This window comes from Nostoc sp. (assembly GCF_036917095.1).
Lineage (GTDB): Bacteria > Cyanobacteriota > Cyanobacteriia > Cyanobacteriales > Nostocaceae > Nostoc.
The window spans coordinates 16,378-41,610 of the sequence record NZ_JBALFH010000007.1 but is presented as its reverse complement, the minus strand read 5'-3'; the positions used below and the strand labels follow the sequence as shown (position 1 = coordinate 41,610).

The 25,233-nt window shown below is 41.2% G+C and carries 17 protein-coding genes and 1 pseudogene; 6 read left to right on the top strand and 12 right to left on the bottom strand.

Annotated features, from left to right (window positions below; genetic code table 11):
* Nucleotides 1–113: 113 nt before the first annotated feature.
* The 4 genes and pseudogenes from V7L01_RS01980 to V7L01_RS01965 all read left to right on the top strand — a co-directional run bounded on the left by V7L01_RS01980 (nucleotide 114) and on the right by V7L01_RS01965 (nucleotide 4,258).
* Nucleotides 114–797 carry a KilA-N domain-containing protein gene (locus V7L01_RS01980; RefSeq protein WP_335031429.1) on the top strand — a complete coding sequence of 228 codons (684 nt, stop codon included), beginning with the start codon at nucleotides 114–116 and terminating at the stop codon, nucleotides 795–797.
* A gap of 34 nt (nucleotides 798–831) precedes the next feature.
* Nucleotides 832–1,428 (top strand): alpha-ketoglutarate-dependent dioxygenase AlkB family protein, encoded by a 597-nt coding sequence (locus V7L01_RS01975; RefSeq protein WP_335031427.1) that lies wholly within the window; start codon nucleotides 832–834, stop codon nucleotides 1,426–1,428.
* Between the two features lie 208 nt (nucleotides 1,429–1,636).
* On the top strand, nucleotides 1,637–2,656 hold the full coding sequence (locus V7L01_RS01970) for a DUF3854 domain-containing protein (RefSeq protein ID WP_335031425.1): 1,020 nt from the start codon (nucleotides 1,637–1,639) through the stop codon (nucleotides 2,654–2,656).
* Between the two features lie 137 nt (nucleotides 2,657–2,793).
* Nucleotides 2,794–4,258: pseudogene (locus V7L01_RS01965) on the top strand (ISLre2 family transposase).
* Between the two features lie 460 nt (nucleotides 4,259–4,718).
* On the opposite strand, the gene V7L01_RS01960 reads toward V7L01_RS01965, so the two are convergent.
* Nucleotides 4,719–9,134 (bottom strand): nSTAND1 domain-containing NTPase, encoded by a 4,416-nt coding sequence (locus V7L01_RS01960; RefSeq protein WP_335031423.1) that lies wholly within the window; start codon nucleotides 9,132–9,134, stop codon nucleotides 4,719–4,721.
* Between V7L01_RS01960 and V7L01_RS01955 the strand changes: the two genes are divergently transcribed.
* Nucleotides 9,128–9,286: a hypothetical protein gene (locus V7L01_RS01955; protein WP_335031421.1), complete on the top strand. Its 159-nt coding sequence runs from the start codon at nucleotides 9,128–9,130 to the stop codon at nucleotides 9,284–9,286. The genes V7L01_RS01960 and V7L01_RS01955 overlap by 7 nt on opposite strands.
* Here V7L01_RS01955 and V7L01_RS01950 read toward each other — a convergent pair.
* Entirely contained in the window at nucleotides 9,273–9,488 is a 216-nt protein-coding gene (locus tag V7L01_RS01950) for a hypothetical protein (protein ID WP_335031420.1), read from the bottom strand. The genes V7L01_RS01955 and V7L01_RS01950 overlap by 14 nt on opposite strands.
* Before the next feature lie 301 nt (nucleotides 9,489–9,789).
* Between V7L01_RS01950 and V7L01_RS01945 the strand changes: the two genes are divergently transcribed.
* The gene (locus tag V7L01_RS01945) at nucleotides 9,790–10,470 is read left to right on the top strand and encodes a hypothetical protein (protein WP_334719189.1); all 681 of its coding nucleotides are present in this window, start codon (nucleotides 9,790–9,792) and stop codon (nucleotides 10,468–10,470) included.
* Nucleotides 10,471–10,579: 109 nt separating this feature from the next.
* Here V7L01_RS01945 and V7L01_RS01940 read toward each other — a convergent pair whose 3' ends face one another.
* The 10 genes from V7L01_RS01940 to V7L01_RS01895 form a co-directional block, all read right to left on the bottom strand.
* Nucleotides 10,580–13,441, bottom strand: a complete 2,862-nt coding sequence (locus V7L01_RS01940) for an nSTAND1 domain-containing NTPase (protein WP_335031418.1) — start codon at nucleotides 13,439–13,441, stop codon at nucleotides 10,580–10,582.
* Between the two features lie 62 nt (nucleotides 13,442–13,503).
* Entirely contained in the window at nucleotides 13,504–15,162 is a 1,659-nt protein-coding gene (locus V7L01_RS01935) for an alpha/beta hydrolase (protein ID WP_335031416.1), read from the bottom strand.
* Nucleotides 15,163–15,338: 176 nt separating this feature from the next.
* Nucleotides 15,339–19,160, bottom strand: a complete 3,822-nt coding sequence (locus tag V7L01_RS01930; protein WP_335031415.1) for a caspase family protein — start codon at nucleotides 19,158–19,160, stop codon at nucleotides 15,339–15,341.
* A gap of 29 nt (nucleotides 19,161–19,189) precedes the next feature.
* Entirely contained in the window at nucleotides 19,190–19,570 is a 381-nt protein-coding gene (locus V7L01_RS01925; protein WP_335031413.1) for a hypothetical protein, read from the bottom strand.
* A gap of 7 nt (nucleotides 19,571–19,577) precedes the next feature.
* Nucleotides 19,578–19,814 (bottom strand): IS5/IS1182 family transposase, encoded by a 237-nt coding sequence (locus tag V7L01_RS01920; protein ID WP_335031411.1) that lies wholly within the window; start codon nucleotides 19,812–19,814, stop codon nucleotides 19,578–19,580.
* A gap of 85 nt (nucleotides 19,815–19,899) precedes the next feature.
* A complete protein-coding gene (locus tag V7L01_RS01915; protein ID WP_335031409.1) occupies nucleotides 19,900–20,103 on the bottom strand; it encodes a hypothetical protein in 204 nt (67 codons plus the stop codon).
* A 620-nt stretch (nucleotides 20,104–20,723) separates the two neighbouring features.
* On the bottom strand, nucleotides 20,724–21,554 hold the full coding sequence (locus V7L01_RS01910; RefSeq protein WP_335031407.1) for a glycoside hydrolase family 19 protein: 831 nt from the start codon (nucleotides 21,552–21,554) through the stop codon (nucleotides 20,724–20,726).
* A 22-nt stretch (nucleotides 21,555–21,576) separates the two neighbouring features.
* Nucleotides 21,577–21,807 carry a 3D domain-containing protein gene (locus V7L01_RS01905; protein WP_334719196.1) on the bottom strand — a complete coding sequence of 77 codons (231 nt, stop codon included), beginning with the start codon at nucleotides 21,805–21,807 and terminating at the stop codon, nucleotides 21,577–21,579.
* Between the two features lie 21 nt (nucleotides 21,808–21,828).
* Complete coding sequence (locus V7L01_RS01900; RefSeq protein WP_335031405.1) at nucleotides 21,829–23,301, bottom strand: malectin domain-containing carbohydrate-binding protein; 1,473 nt, start codon at nucleotides 23,299–23,301, stop codon at nucleotides 21,829–21,831.
* 435 nt (nucleotides 23,302–23,736) lie between these two features.
* Nucleotides 23,737–25,119 carry an AAA-like domain-containing protein gene (locus V7L01_RS01895; protein WP_335031403.1) on the bottom strand — a complete coding sequence of 461 codons (1,383 nt, stop codon included), beginning with the start codon at nucleotides 25,117–25,119 and terminating at the stop codon, nucleotides 23,737–23,739.
* Nucleotides 25,120–25,233 lie beyond the last annotated feature (114 nt).

Genomic DNA, 25,233 nt, shown 5'->3' with positions numbered 1-25,233 from the left:
GTTACTACAATACAAGCTTTGGTCGATCAACATACGGAACTTCTTACTATACTTGAGTCTCAAGCCCTGAAATACCAATTAGATAGCTAGGGCATGACACAGAAATTAACCAAATGCCCGAAGATGGCCAGCTAGGTAAATACAGCATTCCCAAGGGGTATGTGAATGCAACACAAATGTGCCATGCAAATAATAAGTCTTGGGGGCATTACAAAGAACGGAAGTCCACAAAAGCTTACTGGACAGCACTTTCAAACGACATCGGAATCCCGATATCGTCTCTTGTCATCGAAGTTGAGGGCTATGGCAGTTCTCAAGGGACTTGGATTCATCCAGAAATCGCAATTGATTTAGCTCAGTGGGTTTCTGTCGAATTCCGCATCTGGGCTAACAGAACCTTAATGAAAGTGATGATGAATCAAGGGCCTATCCAGCAGCAATCAATGACTCAAGTACAGTTACTCGCTGCTTTAGCACAACAATTGGCAGAGCAAGAACAGCATTTACTCCAACAACAACAGCAACAAACTCAAATCCTGGCGAGACTCAAAGCAGTTGAAGTTGAGCAAGATAGGGTAAACACCCCATGCGGTCATAAATATAGTGTTGTTGGTTTCGCTAATCTTCAAGGTTTAGAAATATCGGTAAAAGAAGCGGGTACTAAAGGTAGAAAAGCAAGTGCATTGTGTCGGAAACAAGGAATAGAAATCGAACGCATTCATGATCCACGTTTTGGAAAAGTTGGGTTGTATCCAGAAAGCGTGTTGATTGAGGTTTTCTCTACTGGTCAAAACTAACAGCAATTACGTTCTTTAATTGGAGAAAACTACCATGCAACAACTCAATTTATTTGCTGAATCAACCCCAGTCTTACCAGTCACTTATTACCCCGATTTCTTAAGTCAAGAACTTGCAAACGAACTCTACCAACACTGCTTAAAACTGGAGTGGCAACAGAATCAAATCACGATCGCGGGTAAAACAATGCCCGTCCCTCGCCTCGAATGTATTTATGGTGATGCCGGATGTGATTATCTTTACTCCAACAGCGTGTTTTTAAAACCCTTGACTTGGACAGACAATCTGGCCAAGTTACGCGACTCCATTACCAAATTGACTAGCTACAAATTCCGCATAGTCATCGGCAATCAATACCGCAGTGGACAGGATTCGATTGGTTGGCACACTGACAAGGAAGCATCGATGGGATTCAACCCTGCGATCGCTTCCATAAGCCTGGGGTCATGTCGCAAATTCCAAATCAAACCGAGAGATGGCAAACCAACAGATTTCTGGCTGGAACACGGGAGCTTGCAAGTGAAGCACCCTGGCTGCCAGTCTACTCATCTGCATCAAGTTCCGAAAACCAACAAAGTGGTTAGCACACGTATTAATCTCACGTTTCGACCGCATACCGGAGGCGGGTGATGAGAAGGGTAAGGGGGAAAGGGCAAAGGGGAAAGGAATTGTTCTTACTCCTTTAATCCTTCTCCTTTAATCCTTCCCCTTTAACCTTTTCCCAGAGCAATGCTGGCTTAATGACGACTTCATAGCCAGCAAAAGTATCACAAAAAATTGAACCGGCGGCATGGGTGCAATGCCGCTTCATTTCCATGCGTCAAAAAACAGAGGGAATATGCGTATAATCGAATCTGATTCTCACTTCAAACATTTACAAGAATGGCTCAACAGTTGCGTTGACGAAGAAATCTTTCACTTGAATGCGCGATCGCTCTACGGGACGTTACCCTACGAATATCTGCTCTACAGTCCCAAAATCTCCCGTCGCAATGATGGACGATTGCGCGATCGCGATTTGAAGAAGTACCAGCACATTGAACTAGGCGGCTGGTGGTGCAATGGCATTGACCCCCTCAACAACTACACACAGATGATGTGGGGCTGTTTCAAACCCGACCACCCCCGAAGAGATCGCCAGAAAATTCACAAATTGATCAAATATGAACACCCATACAGAGAAGAGACACGCGCTTTCTTCCTTTTAGTACCGAATCGCATCTGGGTGAAAGTGTCCAATCGTAGTGGTATCCCCATTACTGAAGAAGACCTACAGCATCCTGGCGGCTTCTGGCATTGGGTTTGGCGGCATAATGTACCCGTGACAATCGTCGAAGGTGTCAAGAAAGCGGGGGCGTTATTGACTGCGGGTTATGCAGCGATCGCAATTCCCGGTGTTAACGCTGGATACCGCACACCCCATGATGAGTACGGCAACGCTATTGGTAAACCATTTCTGATTCCCGACTTGAAACATTTCGCAACACAGGGGAGACAGGTTAACATTTGCTTTGACCAGGACAATAAACCTGAGACAGTTCAACGGGTAAGAACTGCTATCAGTCGCATGGGACGGTTGCTGGTAAATGAGGGCTGTTCGCTGCGAGTGATTGATTTACCGTTAGGGGCAGAGAAAGGGGTTGATGATTTTATCGTTGCTCACGGTCAGCCAGCATTTGATACGCTCTACAACACAGCCGTTGCATTGGAGTTGTGGGAGATTAAGCTATTTACTCTGTTAACTTATCCGCCAGCGATCGCACTCAACCAAAGATTCTTGGGCCAGCGGGAGCAACGCGATTTGGTGAGGTTGAGCAAAAAAGGTGCGATCGCTAAAAACCTATGTAGCCGTACTTAGAATAGTTATCACCTTAGACCGAGTATTAATGCTGCGTTAACTTGTAGATGATTTTAGGATAGAAAAAAAAGGTAGGATTCCCTTTGGAGTAAAGGTTTTGATATCTGACATCAAAACAAAAACAGGGAATGCTTACCATGAAAAATAATATATATTGTACTTTTGATTTAAGCAAATCAGTGTCACATTTTCAAGAAAAAGTTACGAAAATTTTAGAATTAACGAATATTTCAGAATGGAATGGACAAACTTTCAAATTACGTGAAAAAGAAATTAGGGAATCGGCATTAATTTTAGCAGGGGAGTGTATTGCTTTGTTGCTTCATAACTTGTCTAAATCTCAAGAATTTTTGCACAAAACAATGCAGGAAACTCAGGGATGGTGGCACAATAAAACGCGAAAGCACGGTTGCAAAGAACGGCAAATATTAACAGTTGGTAATGTCGCAGTAACTTTAAAGCTACCGTATGTAGTTGAACGTCAGACTCAACCAAATAAAAATAAAAAATCTACTCATGTTGGATTCTGCCCATTCTTAAGATATTTAGGAATGTCCGAAGGTTTAACCCCTGAAGTTTTATCGACTATTGCCCGATATGGTGCAATTGCTGGCTCGTTTGAGGCAGCACGGACAACATTAATTGATTGGGGCATAAATATCAGTTTAAAACGCATAGAAAGGCTAACATATTACTTTGGTAAAATTGGTATAAATTTACGTGAATCAAAACTAACAAGTTTAGAGCTTGGTAGTTTACCGATTCGTAACATTCTTAAAGACCAGCGTGAAGTCAAAAGCTGTAGATGGCGGTCGTACACGGATTCGGATTAATAAAAAAGGCAGGCGTAAGGTTAAGACTAATCGTGCAGGCTTTACAGGAGAATGGATTGAGCCAAAACTATTAACAATTTATGTAGTGAATGAACAAGGTAAAAAAATCAGGAATGGAGAGGTTCCAATTACCAATGATGGAACTTATCAAGGATATCAAGGATTTTTGCATATATTAGAGATGTACTTGGTTAATTTAGGTATTAGTCAGGCGAAACAGGTTTTATTAATTGCAGATGGAGCAGAATGGATCTGGATACATATTCTCCCTTTACTCAAAAAGTTAAAATGCCCACCTGACACTTGTCAACTATTAGACTTTTATCACGCAGCATCACATTTACAAGACTTTGCTGATGCTGCATTTAGCACAAATAATGAGCGACAACAATGGTTTAAAAAGGCGCGAAAAACTTTAAAGAAAGGTCAAACACTGAATTTAATCAGAAACATGGATGAGTTTATCTCTGGGGCAATTGGAGAGCGCCTTAAAACTTTGGTACGAGAGCGAAACTATATTTTAAAAGCTTACCGACGGAGGCTTTTAAAATATAATGAAGTTGCATCTAAAAAACTTCCTCTTGGTAGTGGTGCTGTTGAAAGTTTAATTCGTCAAGTTGTTAATTTACGTATGAAAGGTAATAGTAAGTTTTGGCTTCAAGATAACGCAGAAATTATGTTACATCTTCGTTGTCAATGGATAGCTAAAAGTTGGGATAATTTTTCTGATTCTATCTTTAATTCGTTTATCAAACCCCAAACTGCCTGATAAATTTTATACTTCAATTCGGCATTTAATTTATTTTCTGCCATAATTGATACCAAGTCTTAAAGACTTATTGCAGATATATTTGGAAATAATCGTCAAATGATTTACTAGCAATCTTTTTGAGATATCTCATTGAGATAGTTTCTCGTGCAATTACGTATGCTAATTGCAAATAAAATCACCTAATACAGAAATGTAAGTTTTAGCGATCGCACCTTTTTTGTCCGACCTCACAAAATCGCGTTGCTCCCACTGAGCCTCGACACTTCCAGTTTTTTACTGGAACTTGTTTCAGTCCCCGTGAGGGGATTTGGTCAATGGAAACAGGACTTACGCAACTGGCACAATGCGATCACTAGTTGGTAGTATATCAGTATAATTAAATCCGATTCCAAAAGCTTTTGATTGCTATTTCGTAAGATTGAGATTGTTCAAGGTAGGCGGTCACGTTTACCTCAACCTACTTGTTGGGATTTGCGGTGATTGGTGGTATATCGTCACATAAAGAGCGATCGCTCACCTCAACATTAGGGTTATTCTTAAGATAGTCGAGTATCCAATGGCAACCACGCACCACTAATTCATCTAGGTTGAAATTCCATAAAAGCACTCCATTAGCAGTGCCAGAAGCAATCGTCTGACTGTCGGGGCTAAAGCAGATACTATAAAACCAGCTTGATTTATTACTACGTTTCTTCAGAGTTTGAAGAAGCTGCCCATTCAGATTCCAAAGTTTTACTGTGCCGTCCCAATCAGCAGAAGCTATCATTTGACCGTCAGCACTAAACCTGACATCAACCACTTGATAATCATGACCTCGGAGGGTTTTAATTTCCTGACCGTCTCGACTCCAAAGTTTTACCGTATTGTCGGAAGCAGCAGAAGCTATCATTTGACTATCGGGACTAAAACAGATGCTATTGACAGTGTTGATATGCCCAGTGAGAGTTTTGAGCATTTGACCATCACGACTCCAGAGTTTAATTGTTTTATCAGAACCATCACTACCAGAAGCTATCATTTCACTGTCGGGGCTAAAAGTAACGCTCCAGACCCCGCCACTATGACCACTGAGGGTTGTGAGCATTTGACCATCACGACTCCAGAGCTTTACTGTCTTATCATCGCTGCCAGAGACAATCATTTGACCGTCAGGACTAAAACTAATACTCCTAACTCCACTACTATGCCCATTGAGACTAATGAAAACTGTGAGACTTTGATTTTCAAGATTGTAAAGTTTTACCTGATTGTCAAAACAACCAAAAGCGATAGTCTGACCATCAGGACTGAAACTGAGACTGGCGACTCCACTCTCCTGTATAAAATTTATAATCTCCTGATTTTTAAAATTCCAAAGTTTTACCCCTTGCTTGCCTGCGCCAGCAATTATTTTGCCATCAGGGCTAAAAATGACTTTAGTTACCTCAGTATCACCAGCATCTGAGACGATTTTTGCAAGGGTTGGGCGCTCTTGACTATGCGCGTTCCAAAGTTTAACTGTGCCATCGTCACTGGCAGAGGCAACTGTCTGACCACCAGGACTGAAACTAACACTATTGACTTTGGCACTATGTCCTATGAAAGTCGTAATCTTCTGACCCTCGATACCCCAGAGTTTAACTGTGCCATCGTCACTGGCAGAGACAATTGTTTGACCATCAGGACTGAAACTAACACTATTGACTTTAGCACTATGCCCAGTTAAGGTTTTTAGCTCTTGTCCGTTAAAATTCCAAAGTTTCACTGTATTCTGGCTTGCTGAAGCAATTATCTGACCTTTAGGGCTAAAAGTAACATCATAAACTGTACTTTTATGCTTTAGTGTTGTCATCAAAGTGCCGTCAAGCTTCCAGAGTTTAACTGTGTCATCGTAACTGGCAGAAGCAATCATCTGACTATCTGGACTAAAATTGACGCTAGTCACATCTTTGCTATGCCCAGTTAAGATTTTTAGTTCTTCTCCGTTAAGATTCCAAAGTCTTACTGTGTTATCTCTACTCGCCGAAGCAATAGTCTGATTGTCAGGACTGAAACAGACACAATTGATATCTTCGCTATGCCCAGTCAAGGTTGTAATATATTGACCATTGTTTCGATTCCAAAGTTTTACTGTATTGTCTCCACAGGCGGCAATAATAAGGCTATCGGAGCTAAAACTAACGCACAAAACCATAGTGCTATAACCTTCAGGCGTTTTGAAATCCTGATAAAGGGTTTTTAATAGCTTCCCGTCACGACTCCAGAGTTTAACTGTATTATCCCAAGCAGCAGAGGCGATCATCTGACCATCAGGGCTAAAACAGACGCTCTCTACTGGGCCAGTATGCCCTTCCAATCGGTTTAATTCTCTAATTCCGTAAACGGCTTGTTCTAAGGTAATTACAGTCTGATTTTTAATGATATTAATTTCTTTGCAAATTGCTGCTTCTCTTTCTTCTAAAATGGCTTCTTGTTTTAATTTTTGAAATTTGTCTCGTAATTTTTGTAATTCTTTTCCACCTTTCACACCTTCAATTAAAGCTTCTAACAGTTGATTGGAAGCAAAGAAAGCTTGAGACGCTCTGGCAAATATATTTATAATCTGCTTTTTTTCATTTATATCCCTTTCTTCTTTGTTGCGAATACTACGCTTGGTAAATTTCGTTTCTTGTTCATTTAGCCAACTATTGTTTGATTTAACCACTTGTTCTAAAATTGGAAGACGTGGGTCATCATCCCATAGCAAACCAGTATTAGTGCTATCTTGCCCCCAATCATTAGCCGCAGGCGTTAAACGTTGTTGCAGCAACAAATTTCCTAGCTCCTCATTTTTCCACTCCTGTAACTTATTCCATCCGCGAACCAAAGCATCATGGGCTGGTTCTACATAGGGTTCACCCCCAGTTTCCTGTCCACCAACAATTAAACGCGCTTTATCCAGCCATTGAAGAATTTCCTGTACTCGCTCATTTTCTGCGTCATCTAGATACTTCAACTCAGATAAAGGTACACGTCGCCGTGCTGACTCCCCGCCTTCAATTGTTACCATCCGCAGCATCACCCTTTGCATGGTGAGTTGCTGGGCTTTGTCCAGTTTGTTATGTATTTCCGTTGCTCGATGTGTTAATGAACCTGCAACTCCGCCTAGATCCTTATAATCTGCCTCAGTTAAAGTTCTACTTTCTCGCTCAATACATCTAGTATAAAGTTCACTTAAAGTAAAAGATAACAGTGATAGCAAACCGGGCATTTGCCCTACTTCGTCAATCAACAGGTCAACTAAATTTGGCGGGTCGAAATCCAACATTTTTTCATTAGCTGGTCTTTCAATCGCCTGTCGTAATTCATCAGACCTCATGACCCGTACTGGAAAGCGATCGCCACTCCAATAGGGTTTCAGTGCAGAATCTAAAAAACGCGGTTCAAAGTCAGAGCGCAAGGTGATGATTATGTGCAACTTTTGAGCATTAGCCTCTAATACTTGTGTCAGGAAATTTAAGAACTGCTCTCGCTCTTGTTGCTTGAAGATAGTAATTAGTTCTTCAAATTGGTCAATCACCAATAAAAGCTTTGCATTTGTAGGAATTTGTCTGCCATTGGCTACAATTTCAATAAATTGCCTGGGTGCTTGTATGAGCGTCTCGCTGAGAGATTTAATTACCTCTATTTTGCTTCTATTAACCTCTGTATTGACTGCTATTACCTCAGCCAGTGCGGCGAAGGGAGATTCACCAGGACGGAATGTAGGTATAATGTACCAATCTTCGTTATGGTTAGTCCTTATATAAGGAATTAACCCCGCTTTGACTAAACTAGACTTGCCAGAACCGGAAACTCCTAAAACTACAGTTAGTGGATTTTTAGGGTGAAGAACACGTTCATATAGTTGCTTGATTAGTTCATCTCTGCCAAAAAACAACTTAGAATGCTCTTCTTCATAGCTTTTTAAACCCCGATAAGGGTTGTTTTCTTCGTTGAGTGCTGGTGCATCTTCTAACTTGTTTTGGTCAAAATTTGGTAGTAAGAATATATACTCGCCTTTGTCATGCTTTTTCAGGGTAAACAAGCCAGGAGTTTGGCGTTTGTCATGCTCGTCGGTAAGTTCTTCAACTTGATCGCGCACATAGCAATAAAGTTCAGTTGCAGTGATGATACCATCACCTGTTCCTATTGTGTCCGCAGCACCGCGCAAACCCGCAAATAAAGCTTCAGCAAAGGGTGAGTGTTTGTTACCTTCTACAGTTCCTCTTTGTCCGAAACAACCGAGGTAATCGATCGCCTTTTGGTCATGAGCCGCAGATGCGATCGCTTGCCATGCTCTATCTCTAATAAAGCGATCGTACCGTTGTTTATACACTTTTCGCGCTGGGACAATTTCTCGATACAAGCTTGACCGAAATGCCCCTGCAAAACAGCAATCTAGTATAACTAGTAAATGACGGCAAGGCAGTTCTGCAAGGGCATCATGCAAGTCTTGCATGGGCAGGAGAATTTTGTTAATTTCTATTTGCTTTTGCAGAAGGATATCTCCTTTGGCATCCTGGGGGACAAGATAGCCTGCCAGATTATCCCTGTTTTCTAGCCCATCTGCGGGGACTATTCCATGTCCGGCAAAGTAAAATATTAAACGGTCACTTTCTTCTATCTGTAATGTTTTCTCAGGTAAATGTAGTGTTTTTTGTTTAAGGTCTGCTAATAGAGAAGTTAACTGTAATAATGTAGCTTTTTCATTTAGTAATATCTGCACCTCATATTGATAGTTTTCTTGGAGAATTTTGGCAAGTTTTTCAGCGTCAGCAACAGGTGTTTCTAACTCTGGAATACCATTTGAGTAGTTATTAATACCAATAATTATTGCTAGGTTGCGGTGAAAATCGTACTTGGATTTTGACATATGATGGTTGCAGTTCGCTTTTAACTCACTTAATTCTTAGGTTTTGTAGTAATTGGTGGTACATCGTCACAGAGATGGCGATCGCTTTCATTAACATTGGGGTTATTTTGGAGATAGTTACGAATGCGATCGCACTTTTTAAGCAACCCTAATAAATCGACCTATAAGCGATCGCCTTTTGGTCATGAGCCGCAGATGCGATCGCACTTTCCTAGAAACCCTAATAAATTTACCTCCAAGCGATCGCACTTCTGTACCAAGAGGTTTTGAGAAGGCGATCGCATTTTCTAACCAGCTATAGTAAATCTGCCTATAAGCGAACGACTTACGTCGCGCAAGCTTCGCACTTTCCAAGAAATCCTAATAAATCGAAGTACAAGCGATCCCATTTATCCAAAACTACTTGTTGGGCTTTGTGGTCATTGCTGGTAAGTTTTGGTAGCAATTATTTTGAGCAGGTGAACTCAAAAGTAAGCGCTTAGGACATTATACGTAGACTGAAGATACGTAGCACAAAGGTGATCGCTTTATTTAATTAGTATTACTCAATCGATAAACACCTTGATAAATAAGGCTTATATTTTTTCTCTGGCGAGAGTTACGAAGGAGAGTTAGTATAGATATTAACTTTAACAGGGATAGAGTAATTATCTAAATGATCAAGCCTATATTCAAGAATTACTATACCAATACCCTCTTAGCTGTTTTCCTCAACTTTCTTTTTGGTTGCCAGCAAAATTTTACCACCCAGCAAAGTTTATTAGACAACTCAATCAGCAACAAAGTTGCGACTCTTAAGCAGGAAGTTGGCGAGTTTCAATTATCTCCAAGGCAACATGAACAGGCTTCAGGGGAGAGTAATAGTCGAATACCGACTTTAGTAGATGAACAAATTAAATCCAAAGCCAAGGGACAATCAAGGAATATCAGTATTTATGGCAGAAAAAATCCTGATCCCAATAAAGCTATTCTTCCTGCAAACTTCAAAGTCTACGCCAAAGATAATGTTGTGGTGAATGTATCCTATCCGGGTTTTGAGCAAAAGACTCTACCCACTGTTAATAAATTTATCGGTTATCCTGGCTGTTATGTTGCCGCCTACTCCCGCAGAAAAGAGAAAAGTGTGTATTCAGTCGGTGGAGATATATATGTAATGGCACAAGTTAGGGTTCCCGGCAGTTATCAAGAAAGAATTTGTCTGCCAGTAGGCTATGAAAATGTGGATATTAGCGCTGATCCTCAGTTCCAATTAATGTTTGCTAAAGTCTTGCCGAAAGCCTGCAAAGAAGGATGCTGGGCAGGTGGCGATACTGGTGGCTGGTTCGGGATACAGTAACCAAAATTATTCAAGATTACTCTCACTTCAAGTTGAAAACTAGAAGTACTATTGTGCAATATTAAATTTTTTATCTTCCAATCTGGCAAATTTATTGGAAGTATTACCGTTATTTTTTATCGAGCTTAAAGTTTGTTAAAGAAATATAGCCACCAAGACGTTTAGTTTCATTACCAGTTAGAGTGGATGAACTAGGTATATTTTTAAAGTAGGCTGACCAAATTTTTGGATATATAGAAAAGTTAAATACATTCCCTACTACAATAATTCCTATATTTGATTTATCAGGAATTTCATATGTTCCCTTTACCCAGTTATCCATAGGTTGATCACAACCGCGGTCTAAGTCTATGAAGAATTTAATATAATAGACTCCTGGCTCTTTTGGTGCAGTTATATTGAAACTCTTTCCATTTTCAAATTTTTCCCCATCTGGAAGTATTTCATTAAATAGACAAAACGGTTTATTTTTAGGTATACCTAGTACAATTTGGTTGATTACTGCTTCAGGGAATTCTTTTACAGTCTTATAACTATACACATATGAGATGTCTGTAGTTCCTTGAATCTCTTGCTCAGGATCAGCAAATAATATGACATTTGGTTTATTTGCCAAGTTAGACCATATTGTCCACACAATACTTGTTACCGAGGTAATAAGTATTGTGCCGAGTAACACAGGGATTCCAATACCCCAACGTGAACGTGTTGTGTCTGTATTTCTCTGCCTAATGCTTTGTTGCACAAACTCAGTTTCTACTTTGTTGAGCCAGCTGTCATTGGAGTTGAGTACCTGTTTTAATAGATTAAGGCGGGGGTTATTATTCCAAAGAAATTGTGCCGATTGTTCATTTTTCCAATCAACAGCAGCAGGCGTTAGCTGCCCTTGTAGAATTATACTTCCTTGCTTCTCTCGTCTCCAATTCAGTAACTTATCCCACCCCTGCACCAAAGCATCATGGGCTGGCTCTACATAAGGTTCGCCTTCGGAATTGGAACCTTCAACTATTAAGCGGGCTTCAGAAAAGCGTTTGATTACTGTTTGTACGCGATCGCTTTCTTCTTGACTAGGATACACCAGTTCCGATTTATGAACCTGTCGCCTTGCTAATTCCCCACCCTGCAATGAAACCATCCGCAATATTACCCGACGCACTGTATTTTGATAAACACTGTCTTCTTTAACTAAGTTCTCATATTCCTGGTTAGCACGCTTAGTTAAAGAACCAACAACCCTTCCCAACTCTTCATAATCTTTCTTGGTTAAAGCCCGGTTATCCCTGGTGCGATCGCCTAAATACTTCAAGTACAATTCACTCAGGCTGAAAGAAAGCAAAGGTAAAGCACCTGGCATTTGCACGACTTCGTTAATTAGTTCGTCTACCAAGCTGGGAGGGTCGAAATATAGAACTTTTTGTGATGCAGGTTTCTCAATTGCTTCCCGGAATTCATTTTGGCTCATTGGTGAAACAACAAACCGAGCATCATCATTCCAAAAGTCTTTGAGTACCGAGGTTTGAAACTGCGCTTCAAAATCGATTCGCAAGGTAATAACTACATGGATTTTGTTGGGATATTTAGCAAGTGAATTTTTAATAAATATCTGAAAATTCTCTGCTTCTTCACTCTTAGATAAAGTTATCAATTCTTCAAACTGATCGATAACCACCAGTAGCTTTGCTTGAGGATTATTCTTGAACCAATTTACCAAACTTTCTTCGACTGGGGTGAATAAATGGGAAGATGTTGCTGCTTGGATTAAAGGCTGCTTGACCGATTCTAGTACGTTATTCAATGACTTTAAAGGAGACTTCCCTGGTCGAAAAGGGGGTAGGATACGCCAAGTTTTATCATCCTTCCTGAGTTTAGGAATAAGTCCAGCTTTCACCAAACTAGATTTACCCGTTCCCGAAGCACCCAACACTAATGTTAATTGTTGCTTGTTATCAACTACTTTCTGGTAAAGCTTTTGAATTTGCTCCTCTCTACCAAAAAACAAGTTACTGTCTTTTTCATCATAGGAAGATAATCCTCGATAGGGATTGTTTTCTACGTTTAGTGGTGGTGCATCTTCCAATTTATCTCGGTCAAAATCAGGGGAGAGAAAGATAAATTCCCCTTTGTCGTGTTTCCTCAGTGGACACAAACTAGGGGTTTGTCGCTGGTAGTGGGTTTCTGTAAGGATTTCCACTTGATCGCGCAAATGTGAGTAAATTTCAGTTGCGGTGATAATACCATCTTGATTCAAATCTGCACCTTTCCCAAGCAAAGCGTCAAACAAAGCTTTGGCAAAGGGGGAATGTTCTTCGTTCCCGTCTGTGACGATTCCTCTTGTTCCCAAAGAATCTAAGGCTTTTTGATCGTCAGATGCACTCGTAATTACTTGCCAAGCCCGATCGCTAATAAAACGGTCGTAGCGTTCCTTATATACTTTGAACTTGGGTACAATTTCCCGATTGAGACATGCCCAACGGAAAGCTCCAGCAAAGCAGCAATCGAGAATTGCTAACATGTGCCGACAGGGAAGCGCGTTCAAAGCATCATGCAATTCCTGCATCGGCAAGTAGGTACTGCTATCTCCTGATATGGCATCTTGAGGAATTAGATAACCTACAGGCCCTTCTTGGCTTTCTAGAGCATCTAAAGCAATACCATGTCCAGCAAAGTAAAACAGCAGGCGATCGTCTTTAGTAACTGTAACTTTACCGTTATCTAATAAGATTTGACCTTGATGGAAATCTGCAATTAATTGTTTTAGCTGACTAAGACTAGCACGTTGATTCAAAAATAATTGGACTTCATACTTATTTTGTGCCTGATATTGTGGTTTTAGCTGCTCATGCTGCTTTTGAATGATTTCAGCTAATTTGAGAGCATCTGGAACTGCTGTTATTAACTTCCTAATACCGTCTTGATAACTATTAATACCAATAATAACCGCAAAATTGCGTTTGAAATTATGCTTTGACATGAACTAAACCTCTATGCAAATAAGCAGTTAAAAGCTTAAAAATCGTTTATTTAAACTTGATACTATTGCTGATTATTGCTTACAGCATTGTTGATTTCTTTCAGAATATCAGCCGGAATTTCCGTTACTAAACGAATCGGGAATGCTTGTGTAGAAGCATATCGAGCATACTCTGGGGTAAGAAATACTTGATATTTGTTAGCTTCTGGAGTCATCTGAGAAGCAAATGCTAGAGTAATGGCTTTCATATACTTACGAATATCAGCAGCTTGCTCACCAACTACTTCAACACTCTTTTTCTCCTCTCTCTGTGCAGTTGACATTGGATCTTTGATGCTACTGTGAGTTGCGCCAACAATTCCAATCAACCATTTTGGTGAAGGTACTTTGTTAAAACTAATGATTTGTTCAGTTAAAGCTGGAGTCGTTTCATCTTTAGATGATGCCAAAATCAGGGTTGGAACTTGTACTTTTTCTAACCCTGTTTCACCAAACATCAGGAAACTTGTGGGGTTAAGAGCGATCGCTTGTTTAATACGAGAATCTTGCAATTGATAACGATTTTCTGGTAAATCTTTAGCAACACACTGTAAACCCTCTCCTGCGCTAACAGTAGTACCCAGGACTTGAGGACAGCGTTCTTTTAAAGAATCTACTTGCAATTCTGCTCCAGCAATAGATAAAGCTGTCCCACCTCCAAAAGAATGACCAATAACCATAGCGTTATCGGTTGTCAGCTTACCTTGCAATGGGTGTTTGTCTGTTTGATTTAACTTTGCTAACTCGTCTAAAACAAAACTGATATCTTTGGGGCGTTCCAAAAATTCTTGTGGTTTCATACTTGTCAGCCTAGATGTTGTCAAATCAGTCAAATCAATTTTATATTCCTCATTGCTACCAATATGTTCCACTGCTGCTACTACAAAGCCATGAGATGCTAAATGTTCTGCTATGTAGCGCATATCAGTGCGATTGGAGGAAAAACCATGTGACAAAATCACCACAGGTTTAGCAGGAGTTACAGAATTTGACCAGTAAATATCAACAGGAACAAGACGTTGGCGTTGTTCATCTTTTAATTTTGGCAAGTTTATAACCTGTACTTTGCCACTTCCTGCTTCGCTAGGATCAAAGGGTAATGCTTGTTTAGTGGATTTTGCAGCCAGTCGAGGAGTAATGGCTTGCATGAACTGGTTAGTTTGCTGATACGACAAGTTCAAGTTACTAAAAACTTGAGATACTTCCTCCAAATTAATCACAAGGCGTTCACTAGGATAATTTTGGATAAAGCTAATAATAGAAAGTCCTTCTTTAGGTTTAGAACCATGTACCAATGCAGTTCTCAGAGCTTGCATTCCAGCATCATCTTTGCGGGATGTTAGTCTAGCAAAATCCTGGAGAATAGTGCTGCCAACTGGAGTATATAATAATCGACTTAAAGTTACAAAATTTACACATTTTTTCGTTTGTAGTGCTTCTAAAAACTTCTGACGTTTTTCTAATGGAAATTTATTAGTATAAACTTTGTATTTTTGAGGTACTTGTCCTGTTTCTGCAATACTTTGTAAATCAGTGACTGAGATTGCTTCTTCCCATACGCCATAACGTAATACAACAGTTTCTGCTGCTTTTAGAGAAGTATTTAAACTGATAAAATAGGTAGTGAATAATGTACAGAATAAACCGATATTTTTTGCTGTATTTTTCCAATTACATTTCATGATTGCACCTTATTTTTTTTATCTTATTACTAGGTAGCTTAACTTTTACACCTTGCAAAATAATTTAGAGACAGAAAAACTCTGCGTAACTCTGCGCCAACCTTAGTGTACCTTAGCGTTAAAAAATCATAGGCAAAAGCTAGACATGAAACAGCCTACTTTTGCCTTTTTGGTGTTTATTTCTGCCTTATAATCGCAGCAATCAAAGCTTGTAACCCAACTTCAATAGGCTCACTCAGGAAATAACTCATGTGGTCGCAAGGTACTTCTTGAATGTAGGGAGGATGCGATCGCGCGGTAGGCACACTCTTGATACTATCCACCTTCACAGCTATATCATTTGGCACACCGAAAAACGGTAATTCTACCACTTTATTAAATAAACGTTGTTGTAACCGTTTCAAGACACTGGACTTTTTCTCTGGTTGTTCCTCTAATGCTGCGGCAATAATAGAGGTATTACCAGCAATAATTGAGTAAGGAATACCAGGGTCATCACTAGCAGCCAGAGAATTGAGAAATTCCGAAGCTGGGTTCATTTGGGCTAGAGATACCCGGATATTTTTTTCTAATGTACCCAACAAAGTACCTACTACTGTTGCCGGGGGAGCAACTGTAGCAAGACTGTTAAGTGCAATACCCAGAGTCAGTTTTACCCAATCTTCCACCACAGACCAAGGAGAACCGGCGTTTGGTGTACCCAACATAATTAGGTGTTGGACAAATTTATGCCCACCTTCCTGTTCAATAAACCAACGAGATACTAAACCACCCATTGAGTGAGCAATAATGTGTAGTTCTTTATCATGTTTTTCTCCTAAACCGACATCTCTGAGCCGTCGTTTTAAATTTTGGGCATTCTGCTCAATAGAAGTATTCAAATTTTCATAATCAAAGGTAAGCACTAAGTCATAAAGTTCGCTGATGGAAATTTTTTGCCCATCTGGTTGCAATACAGGCTGTTTAATAGTAGATACTAAACTTTCGGTATCGCCGATAATTCCGTGGATATAGAGAGCAATTCGTTTGGCGTTTTTTACCTGCTCCCTAACATAAGCTTCATCGTAATGATAAATTACTTTCTTTTTCTTGTTCTCCGTTATTTCCGGTACTGCTAATATCGGATACTTAAATTCCCGTGCCAGACCCTGGCTGATTACTTTTTGAAAGAAGATGCGGATTGCACCTTGCAAGCTGCGTTCTCCTTGACTCACGGGTGCTGGTAATCTTTCGAGAATAATTTCTGTTTTACCGTCGTTAGTTATTTGACCACGCCCTAGAGGTAAGAAAAATTCACCGTCATAACCTATAGGAAGCAAATATTCATTATCTGCTAGGGGTGCATCAACTAACAACTTCAGAGGTGCATCTGGGGTAACGACTTCATAGTCTGCAACGTCGTTCAGTTCCAGTACACTTAATCCTGGGTCTGTACCCCGACTGGTAGTAAATTGGAAGGGTTGATTCACTTCTGGATCTTCCCGCAGAATGGGAGGTACAATGTTATTACCCAAATCTCGGCTGACTTGTGGTGTAGTTGTGAGGCGAACATTTGCCTTTAAGCTGGGATGGGGTTGTAATTTCACCCCTACTCCTAATTGTTGTTCTTGTTCTGGGGAAACTGGCGTAGATTCCAAGGGACGGACTGTGGTAATTGTGATTTCCTCTGCATACCAATCGTCAAAACTGACTGCGCTACTTTTGGCTCGAATTTCACGATTTTGTGTCCGAGCCATTAAACGCTCAAGACTACTTTGATTTGCAGATTCTATATTTCTGGATACAGGTCGAGGAGCATCTAGTTTATCTTGATTTAGCAATCTGGCATCAAATTCGTCATTGCTAACAATCAATTTAATAATGTCTTTGTACTCGGTAATTCCCTGTTGCCAATATTCATTAGGAACTTCAAGTATTAATTCTTCTCCATCTAAAGCATAAGCTGATTCTCCTGCTTGCAGTCTGATCTTACCAGATTCAAAAAATGGGGCGCTAATGGAAAAACTGTCTGAAAGGTTGACTAAGGCACAGTAAAGAGGTTTTTTAGTTGTATTGGTAAGTCTGAGTTTAAATTCTGGTTGTTGCCACTTACCGTCCTTATATTTGTACTGCAAACGCATCTGCTGTGATTGCAATAAGTCAGGATCAGTAGATATGAGTTCCATCTTCACATCACCAGTTTTAATCTGAGTTGCCGCAGTATTTGCAAGTTGGGCAATTGATTTCCACCGGGCAATATGTTCTAAGCGTTTAATTGCCTTCTCTGCGCTGTCTGGGGTGTAACCATCAATTTGAGCTACTAAGGGGCGTTCATTTGTGGGTTGGGCTATTACATACTGGTTATGGCGACACAACAGGCGCAACTCTGCATTGCCCATTTCTTGTGACTCGCGGACATAGGCTGAAGGTTTACCATTTAGTCCTGCTGTTGTTAGCTGTTCACGCACCAAATTTACACCCGCTTCATCTCCTTCAAAGGAAATCCCTAAAGGTGGTAAGGGTAAACTGGTAACAACTGCTTTAAAAGTGCTATCAGTAGCTAGGTTATCTACCCCTTCGATATCTATTCGGCTCTTAGTTGGCAATACCTGAGTTACTTTTGCTGTACCTACAGATTTTGAAGGGTCACGCAAATCGTCATTATTAGCATCAAATTTAAATAGTGCTAATAAAGTAGTTTCGCCATTTTTGGGTGGTTGCACTCCGTGGACAGCACCACCTTCAATTACCCATCCAGAGGTTTTGTCATGGTTGACAATGAAGTATGATGTAACTTGGGCTATGGCACCATCAAGGAAGAACTTATCACCATCCTGGGGATCATTCACTTCCAATTGCGGAGACTGTTCCCTACCTTCACTATGGACAATAGCATTTGTGCGGGCAAATAAATCCCGATATGTCAGCTTTCCGTTGGTCTTGGTAAGTGTATCCAGTAAATAATAAGAGAAATAACCTCTAAACTTACCTGGGTATTCCTTGGCTGTTTCGTAGTCTCGACAAGCCGCTAGCAGTACATGACGACCTTTAGGAATCTTCCAACCTGTGGGGTGTTTTTCGGGATCACGTTCACGGGAATCTGAAAGTTTATCTAAATCTTCCAGTGTAAAAATAAAGCTATCCAAGGGACGTTCTCGCTTGTCAGAGGGGAAGCGACGTTCTTTGGCTTCTTGCATGGGGTCTTTAGTGCCAGAACCAGAGTGACAACAATCCATAATTATGGTTATGTGTGGTTCTTTTTCTGCGACTTCTGCAATTAGTTTCGCCAACTCTTTATCTGCTAAATCCCATCCATTCTCGGTACGACTGTCGTAGCAGACTAAAGTTTCATCCAGATGGTCTGGTTCGATGTGCCAAAATTCCTTCGGTGCTAGTTCCTGGGAACCATGACCACTGTAGTAGAACAAAACTACATCATCTTTTTGTGCTTGACAAAGATGGTTGCGGAAGCCATTAATAATTGCCTCACGGGTTGCTTGCTCGTCTTGAAGCTTGAGTAAATGTAGTTGGTATTCTTGCGGGTCAAACCGTTCGTTTAGATACTCTTCTATAGCTGTAATGTCGTTTACACAACCTTGGAGGCAATGATTGGGATCGGGATAGTTATCGATTCCCACCAGTAAAACGTATATTTTCCGACTTCCGCTTCCTCTCGTGGGAATCACTATCGCAGTGACAACACTCAGGACTCTATCAATTGCCTCTGTGATTCTAGCTATACTATTAGCTGTTTCAATTTCGCGGTTTAAGTTATCTATTCCTTGGTGGAACGAAGCTTCATTTGATTGTAGACTTGCTAATAGTAAAGAAAGTCTCTGATCTTCTAGTTGTCGAATTTGAACAGCGATTTTAGTTCTCGCTTCGTTAAAAGCATCTTTCTTACGTTGATCGCTTTCATGATCAATGGTGAATAAAACTTGTGGAGAGTTAAGTTTCGCATCAACTTGTCTTAATTTCTCCAAAATCGCTTGAGCTTCAGCTTCGGAATTAATAGACATATTTAATTTCTCCTGAATAACGACTATTTTTAGTTAGAAAGAAGTGCTGAAAATGAATTAGTTTCTTGTATGAAATTATCAAGACGTTTAGTGGTTAAATCCCCCTCTATAGAAGCAATAAAAATCTCTTTAAGTTTTGTTAACTTATCACTTGCATCCTTGATTTTTGTTACTACTTCAGCATCCTGTGTCAGAACCTTATATCTTGTTTCTATCCATGCATCATCATTAACTTCTGCTGACTGAGTGAGTGGTTTTAACACTAAACGATCTTCTTGTAAATTTCGTAGTATTTGGATATCTGTTTCGACTGAATCACTTATTTGTTTCAGCACTTTTTCTTGGGTAGTTATTTCTTGATAGATAGTATAGCAACCGCTAAGGCAGTTAGGACGCAATATAGAACCCATTTGACATCTAAGAAGGTGCTGCAAGCCTCTTAATCATTAGCCTGATGAAGCAGAGATTGAGTTTGGCAGTGGCACTAACTAGGGTTTGTTCAAAGTTCTTAACCAGAATTTTACAACGCTCCATCCAAGCATTGGAGCGCTCGATCACCCATCTGGCTACTGCCGGAACAAATCCACATTTTCCTTGTGCTGCTTTCTCTTGTTTTGAGGGTTTCGTAGAAAGTTGAAATTGGATTTTGGTCATGATCTCTGGATAAATCCGCTCTAACTCCTGAGTCAAATATTCTGGGTGATACCCATGATCTAGCAGGATAGTAATCTTGGGAATATCACTCTTGTTTTGACTTGAAGTAGTCGATGTTGAGAGTAAACATCTCAATTAATCCGGCATCATCCGAGATATTGGCGCGTGTACAGTGCGTAAAGAAGGGAAACCCAAGGGTGTCAATAGCCAAATGCCTTTTAATACCGTTGGTGGCTTTGTAGAAACAAAAACCTTTCGACTCCACACTGGCATTGCAAGTATTTTTCACTGCTTGGGAGTCAATGATGATCAATGTCGTCCAGTACGGTTTTTTTTTACCTGTTCACGAACTTGTCCATGTAATACCAATTCTTTCTGAAGCTGCATAGAATTCGATCCCCCCTAGCCCACGCCAGTCGCTCCACTTGGGGAGACCCCAAGACCGCGCTGGCTCCCCTTAAAAAGGGGGGAATTCAAAGTCCCCCAATTTATCGGGGGATTTAGGGGGATCAAGATATGTGCAACTTCACATTAAATTGGTATAAGACACTCATTAGTTCCTTGAATACCCCAGCAGCTCGCCACTGTTTGTAGTGCCAATAGACGGTGGAATAAGGGGGGAAGTCTTTGGGTAGGTCTTACCAATTGCACCCATTTTTCAGTTGATAGAGAATTCCATTAAATATCTCTCGCTTTGTCCAGTTGCTCGGTCAAGTCTGCTTCTTAGTCGGTAAGATTTCTTGCAATAAGGGTTCAAAAATTTCCCATTCTGTATCAGTGAGGTCGCTGGAATACGCCATTAGCATTGGATTTTAGATGCTGAGGAGTACCTTAATTCAAAACCTCATAAGATGTCAAATGGGTTCTATAAATAATAATGGGTTTGCCGTTAACTTAGCGCCATTCGACTTAGCAGGAAAGATTTTCGCCTGGTGAAACTCCCAACCTCTGGCAAAAATCCTGATAAAAATTGATTCGATTTTGGGCTTCTTGTCTACCTTGTGGGGACGCATTCGGTCCACATTCGATGCCACCATTGATGATGGAGATTGTCATGCCGAAACCGGAGTTGCGGATAGCATTGTGGCATGATGTCATCCAGAACCACAGGGCGGTCATGAAGGAAATAGCGCTATCTGTTGAGACCAAATCCGGGTTATTGAGCAGATCAATACCAAGAGCCGCCCCACATGTAGCATAGTTGTAGTTCCACGACAATTGGATCGGTCCGCGACCGTGATAGGTTTTACCCTGCACACACGGATAGGTTGTAGGATCGCAATAGCTACCCCATACTGCTGTGTTCAGTTCCTCAATGTATTGTAAAAAACCCGTCTCTTGGGCAATATTTGCTAGGAAGGCAGCCGCCTCACGTCTGCATTCTTCGTCCGATCCTTCATTGCAGAAGCTTGGGTATTTCTGCGTGGCGATCACTAGACCGTCGTAGGAGTAAAAACCATTTCGGTTTGGGAATAGAGCCTCGAAGGTTTGCTGCGATACAATACCTGCGAAACCCTTGCCTATTGGAGGAAGGGGTGGTGGTGGTGGAGTGACAGACCCGTTAGGAATGCAGATTTCTTGACCTATCTGTAAATTTGCCACATCCGCGTCTGTTAAGGGACTTCCATCTGGTTTTTTGAGTTCATACCAACGGTTGCCATCACCTAATTGTTGTTGGGCAATAACAAAAAGCGTGTCTCCAGACTTAACAATATATGAACTACCGATTGTACAAGACATAAATCAACTCCAAAAAATTAAATTACAAAATTGCTGTAACAGACTGGACACCTAGATTGATTGCTTCTTCAACGCTATCAACAAAGATGTCAATCTTTTGACCGATAATTGCCATACCGATATCTAGGGCAGCGGCAGGAACTTGCCTACCATCCCAAAGCACCAAGGTAAAATTTGTTAACAGCGGAATTACATTAGTGTCTACTGCACACTGTAAACGCCCAACGCTCTGACCTTCGCATTGTGATTGCAATTGACCTCTGGGATGGAATGTTTACAGTCCTTTGAACTGGGCATCTGTTATTTGTTGGGGACTGTTGTTGCCTGGGATAATGTAGTCTGCACCGACTCGTGCTTTGTAGATAGAGTAGACCTGATGGACGGTGGAGCCTATGGTATAGGTGCTGTCGCCGCGATCTCCGCCAAAAATAGCCCAGTCAGTCTCTTTCTCAATGTTGAAGTAACAAAGCATCTTGATTTGGGGTTTGACCGAGAGGTAGTCGAACATCTCAACAATCCACTGACCCTTCGCGCCAACATTGTTGCTGCCGTAGTTATCACTCGTTGTGCCCCACTCTGGAATCGCGATCGCCTTGCCGTAGCCGGAGAGGCGGTTAATCATGTCGTCTAGCAGCGCGACGGGAGGTGTCCAGTTTGACCAAGACTGGCCGGTGCCCCAGTTGTAAGCGTCAATGCCGACCCAATCAACATAGGCATCGCCCGGCCAGTAAGACTCAGCCTTGTGGAGCGGGTTGCCTACATCGGTATTCATGGGTGTCCAGAGCCACTGCAAATGATTACTGTCGATGCCTTTATTTTTGAAGACCGTCCAAACATGCTGCCACATATTGATATAATCGGTGGGCGTGTTCTGGGAGTCTTTATAGCTGGCAGACCAGGGATACCAGTCGCCGTTCATCTCATGGGCAAACCGCAAGTAGACGCGGCGGTCATCAGCATCGCCGTATACGCCGCCAGCACCCGCCAGGAAGCTCTTCATGGTGTCAGCCCAGTCATTCAAATAGCTATCGTGACTGCCGTTGGCGATTAGGGCATCGATATTCGCTGGGGCATAGCGATTTTTGTCATCGGTGAAGACTTCCCATGTGACCACAGGTACACTTCCACTATCCCAGATATGGTTCATCGTCGTGAAAGCCTGCTCCTTGCTGTTCGGGTCCCAGCTTGTAAACATAACCTGCACGGCGTGCTTTTTACCTAACCAGGATTCTATGTCGTTGATATTGGCATAGCCGGGGAAGCAACCCAAAAGCATATTGTTGTGCGGGCGGGTGCTTTGGTTGATTTCAAAGCCGCTGACTGTGGGCTGATCGGCAGCGCCTGGCGTGAAGTTCACGACAATCTGCCCTCCGGTATCTGAGGTCACTACAAATTCTTCAGCGATCGCCTTATTGATGCCGCCAGCTTGGGAGAAAATGTCATAATTCCATAGTACTTGCGTGCCGTTAATCGCAGCGTTAAATTTGCGCTTGTCAACCGAGTCCCAGAAGTGTTCGTTAAAGTGAAGCTTAACAGTATGGATGGCCTTGGGAGTCAGATCCAAAAAGGTGTAGCTGAAGGTGCCGTAGCGTTCGGTCTGATAAACTTCTTGGTTTGCTGGGTAATAGACGCCCTTAGCATCGACGAGAGTCTTGCTCGACGCACTTTGACCGCCACTGTAGTAGGCATCTGCACCATAGCTTCCGATCGCTCCTCCACCAGCATTGATACTAATTGAGTTCACCATAAAATTCTCCTAAGAAAGTAACTGATCAGATTTTTGGTTATGATTCAAATTTATTGACCGAAGAAGGTTGTGTTGCAAAAAATATTTGAAGTAGTAAAATCCTCTAAAAGTAGGATTGTTTATACAACTTCGTATTAGATATAATATTGCAGTGAATTACTTTTAATATTAGTTGTCTTATAGGCTCTGAAACTCATAAAACTCATCCCATAACTCATAGTAAAACTCATGAAAAATAACATCCCTAAATAGAAATGTTCTTAAAATAACTTGTAAATAAGTACAATATCTCATTAACTCATAGTAAAATCTCTGCGTGGCTCTGCACCCCTTTGTGTTTAAATTTCAACCCTCAATTCGCCATGATTTTACGCAAAGCTGTACTAAGCACCTGTACTCTCAAGAATTGTGTAGGATCAGAAATAGGAGTGAGTTCTAATTCATATTTTGATTCTGCAACGCCAAATGCTGCTCTATTTTCGTAAAAAATCGCCGATACAATTCACAACTTGCGATCGCTTCAGATCCAGAAAGTTTAATCAACCCCATACTGCTTAACTTGTGAGTAAGGATGGGATCTAAGAGAATAGCTTCATTAGCATTCAGAACCTTATCAAAAGCTTGTGCTAACTCAGGCTGTTTTTGCAAAGTTGCCCAGTGACGCTGCAAATGATAAGAATAAATTTTGCTTGCTGTGGGAGCAGTTTCTACCAGTTGCGACAGAGTTACCTCCTTTCGACTCAGATGATAGAGAGCTAAATGTACTAGTGCCGGATGTCCCCCGACCATTGCCATTAATTGTCTAGCTCCTTCTCCATCTGTCCAATTGAGTCCATAGCGTTGGGCTAACTGCTGTACCTCTTCTTGGCTAAAGTTGTCTAACTGAATCGGTAATCCTACATTGAAAGGAGACTGATTAAGTTCAAGAGGAACATAAATATCTGTTGAGTGAACCACGAGTAGACGAAGCTTTTGCCAAATGGGCAGTCTTTTCGCTTCTTCGTACCAAGAACGCAACAGAGGTAGAAAATCCTTCGCTACTTGGGGATGCTCGAAAATATGGTTCACTTCATCCAACGCCAAGATCAGGGGAGTATTAATTGACGCTAGTAGATATTCTTGAAAGTAGACGGTGCAGCTAACTTTACTTCCCAAATCTTCATCCCAATACTCGTCTAACATTGGTTGAAGCTGAAGCTGGCGGGCGATATTGGCACACAACCAGCGCAAAAGTTGATTCAAGTCGCTCAGAATTGTCTGCTCGACTTGTTCTAGATTCAAGCTGATAGTGCAGTAACCCTGGCGATTGGCATAGTCAAGAATCCTCAGCAGCAGTGAAGTTTTGCCCATTTCTCTGGGAGCTTTGATCCTGATTAACGCTCCTGGTTTCTTAATTTCTTGATAAATTTGCTCCTCAAGGTAAGAACGTTTGAGGTAAAAGGGAGAGGCGAGAGGAACTGAGCCGCTGGGGTAGCAAGGTGACGTATCCTGATTAACTGTGGGGGGAAATTGCGTCAGGTCTTGTTTCAAAAGTTTTGTATCTGGAGCTGCTTCAATGATGGCATAGGATTCCAGCAGTACCTGACAGTTTTTCTTGGTCACGCGCTGGCCAATGACCTCAGAGAGTCGCCCAAACAATTCTGGGGCAACAACATTGGTAAAGTAGCCAGGACTATAACCTGCCTCTATAGCTATTTGGTTATAAGTTTTATACTGCCAAATCCCACGCAAAACCAGATTTTCTGTGGAATTAAGGGGGCGATTGTGGCTCTCAATTAGTAGGCGGTCAACAATCTCAAACAGACTATCAAGGTTCATAGAGATTACAGACAAATGCTACTAATAAAGATAACAGGAATTACGCAAGTAACACAATATCTGCCCTTTATTAGTACAACAGTATTGCTTAGACAAATTAAATTATCCAGAAGG

Coding starts and splice junctions, on each gene's coding strand:
- V7L01_RS01920 (WP_335031411.1), bottom strand. CDS start 19,814: ATGACCAAAATCCAATTTCAACTTTCTACGAAACCCTCAAAACAAGAG.
- V7L01_RS01975 (WP_335031427.1), top strand. CDS start 832: ATGCAACAACTCAATTTATTTGCTGAATCAACCCCAGTCTTACCAGTC.
- V7L01_RS01895 (WP_335031403.1), bottom strand. CDS start 25,119: ATGAACCTTGATAGTCTGTTTGAGATTGTTGACCGCCTACTAATTGAG.
- V7L01_RS01945 (WP_334719189.1), top strand. CDS start 9,790: ATGATCAAGCCTATATTCAAGAATTACTATACCAATACCCTCTTAGCT.
- V7L01_RS01935 (WP_335031416.1), bottom strand. CDS start 15,162: ATGAAATGTAATTGGAAAAATACAGCAAAAAATATCGGTTTATTCTGT.
- V7L01_RS01960 (WP_335031423.1), bottom strand. CDS start 9,134: ATGTCAAAATCCAAGTACGATTTTCACCGCAACCTAGCAATAATTATT.
- V7L01_RS01970 (WP_335031425.1), top strand. CDS start 1,637: ATGCGTATAATCGAATCTGATTCTCACTTCAAACATTTACAAGAATGG.
- V7L01_RS01980 (WP_335031429.1), top strand. CDS start 114: ATGCCCGAAGATGGCCAGCTAGGTAAATACAGCATTCCCAAGGGGTAT.
- V7L01_RS01940 (WP_335031418.1), bottom strand. CDS start 13,441: ATGTCAAAGCATAATTTCAAACGCAATTTTGCGGTTATTATTGGTATT.
- V7L01_RS01925 (WP_335031413.1), bottom strand. CDS start 19,570: ATGGGTTCTATATTGCGTCCTAACTGCCTTAGCGGTTGCTATACTATC.
- V7L01_RS01910 (WP_335031407.1), bottom strand. CDS start 21,554: ATGTCTTGTACAATCGGTAGTTCATATATTGTTAAGTCTGGAGACACG.
- V7L01_RS01930 (WP_335031415.1), bottom strand. CDS start 19,160: ATGTCTATTAATTCCGAAGCTGAAGCTCAAGCGATTTTGGAGAAATTA.
- V7L01_RS01900 (WP_335031405.1), bottom strand. CDS start 23,301: ATGGTGAACTCAATTAGTATCAATGCTGGTGGAGGAGCGATCGGAAGC.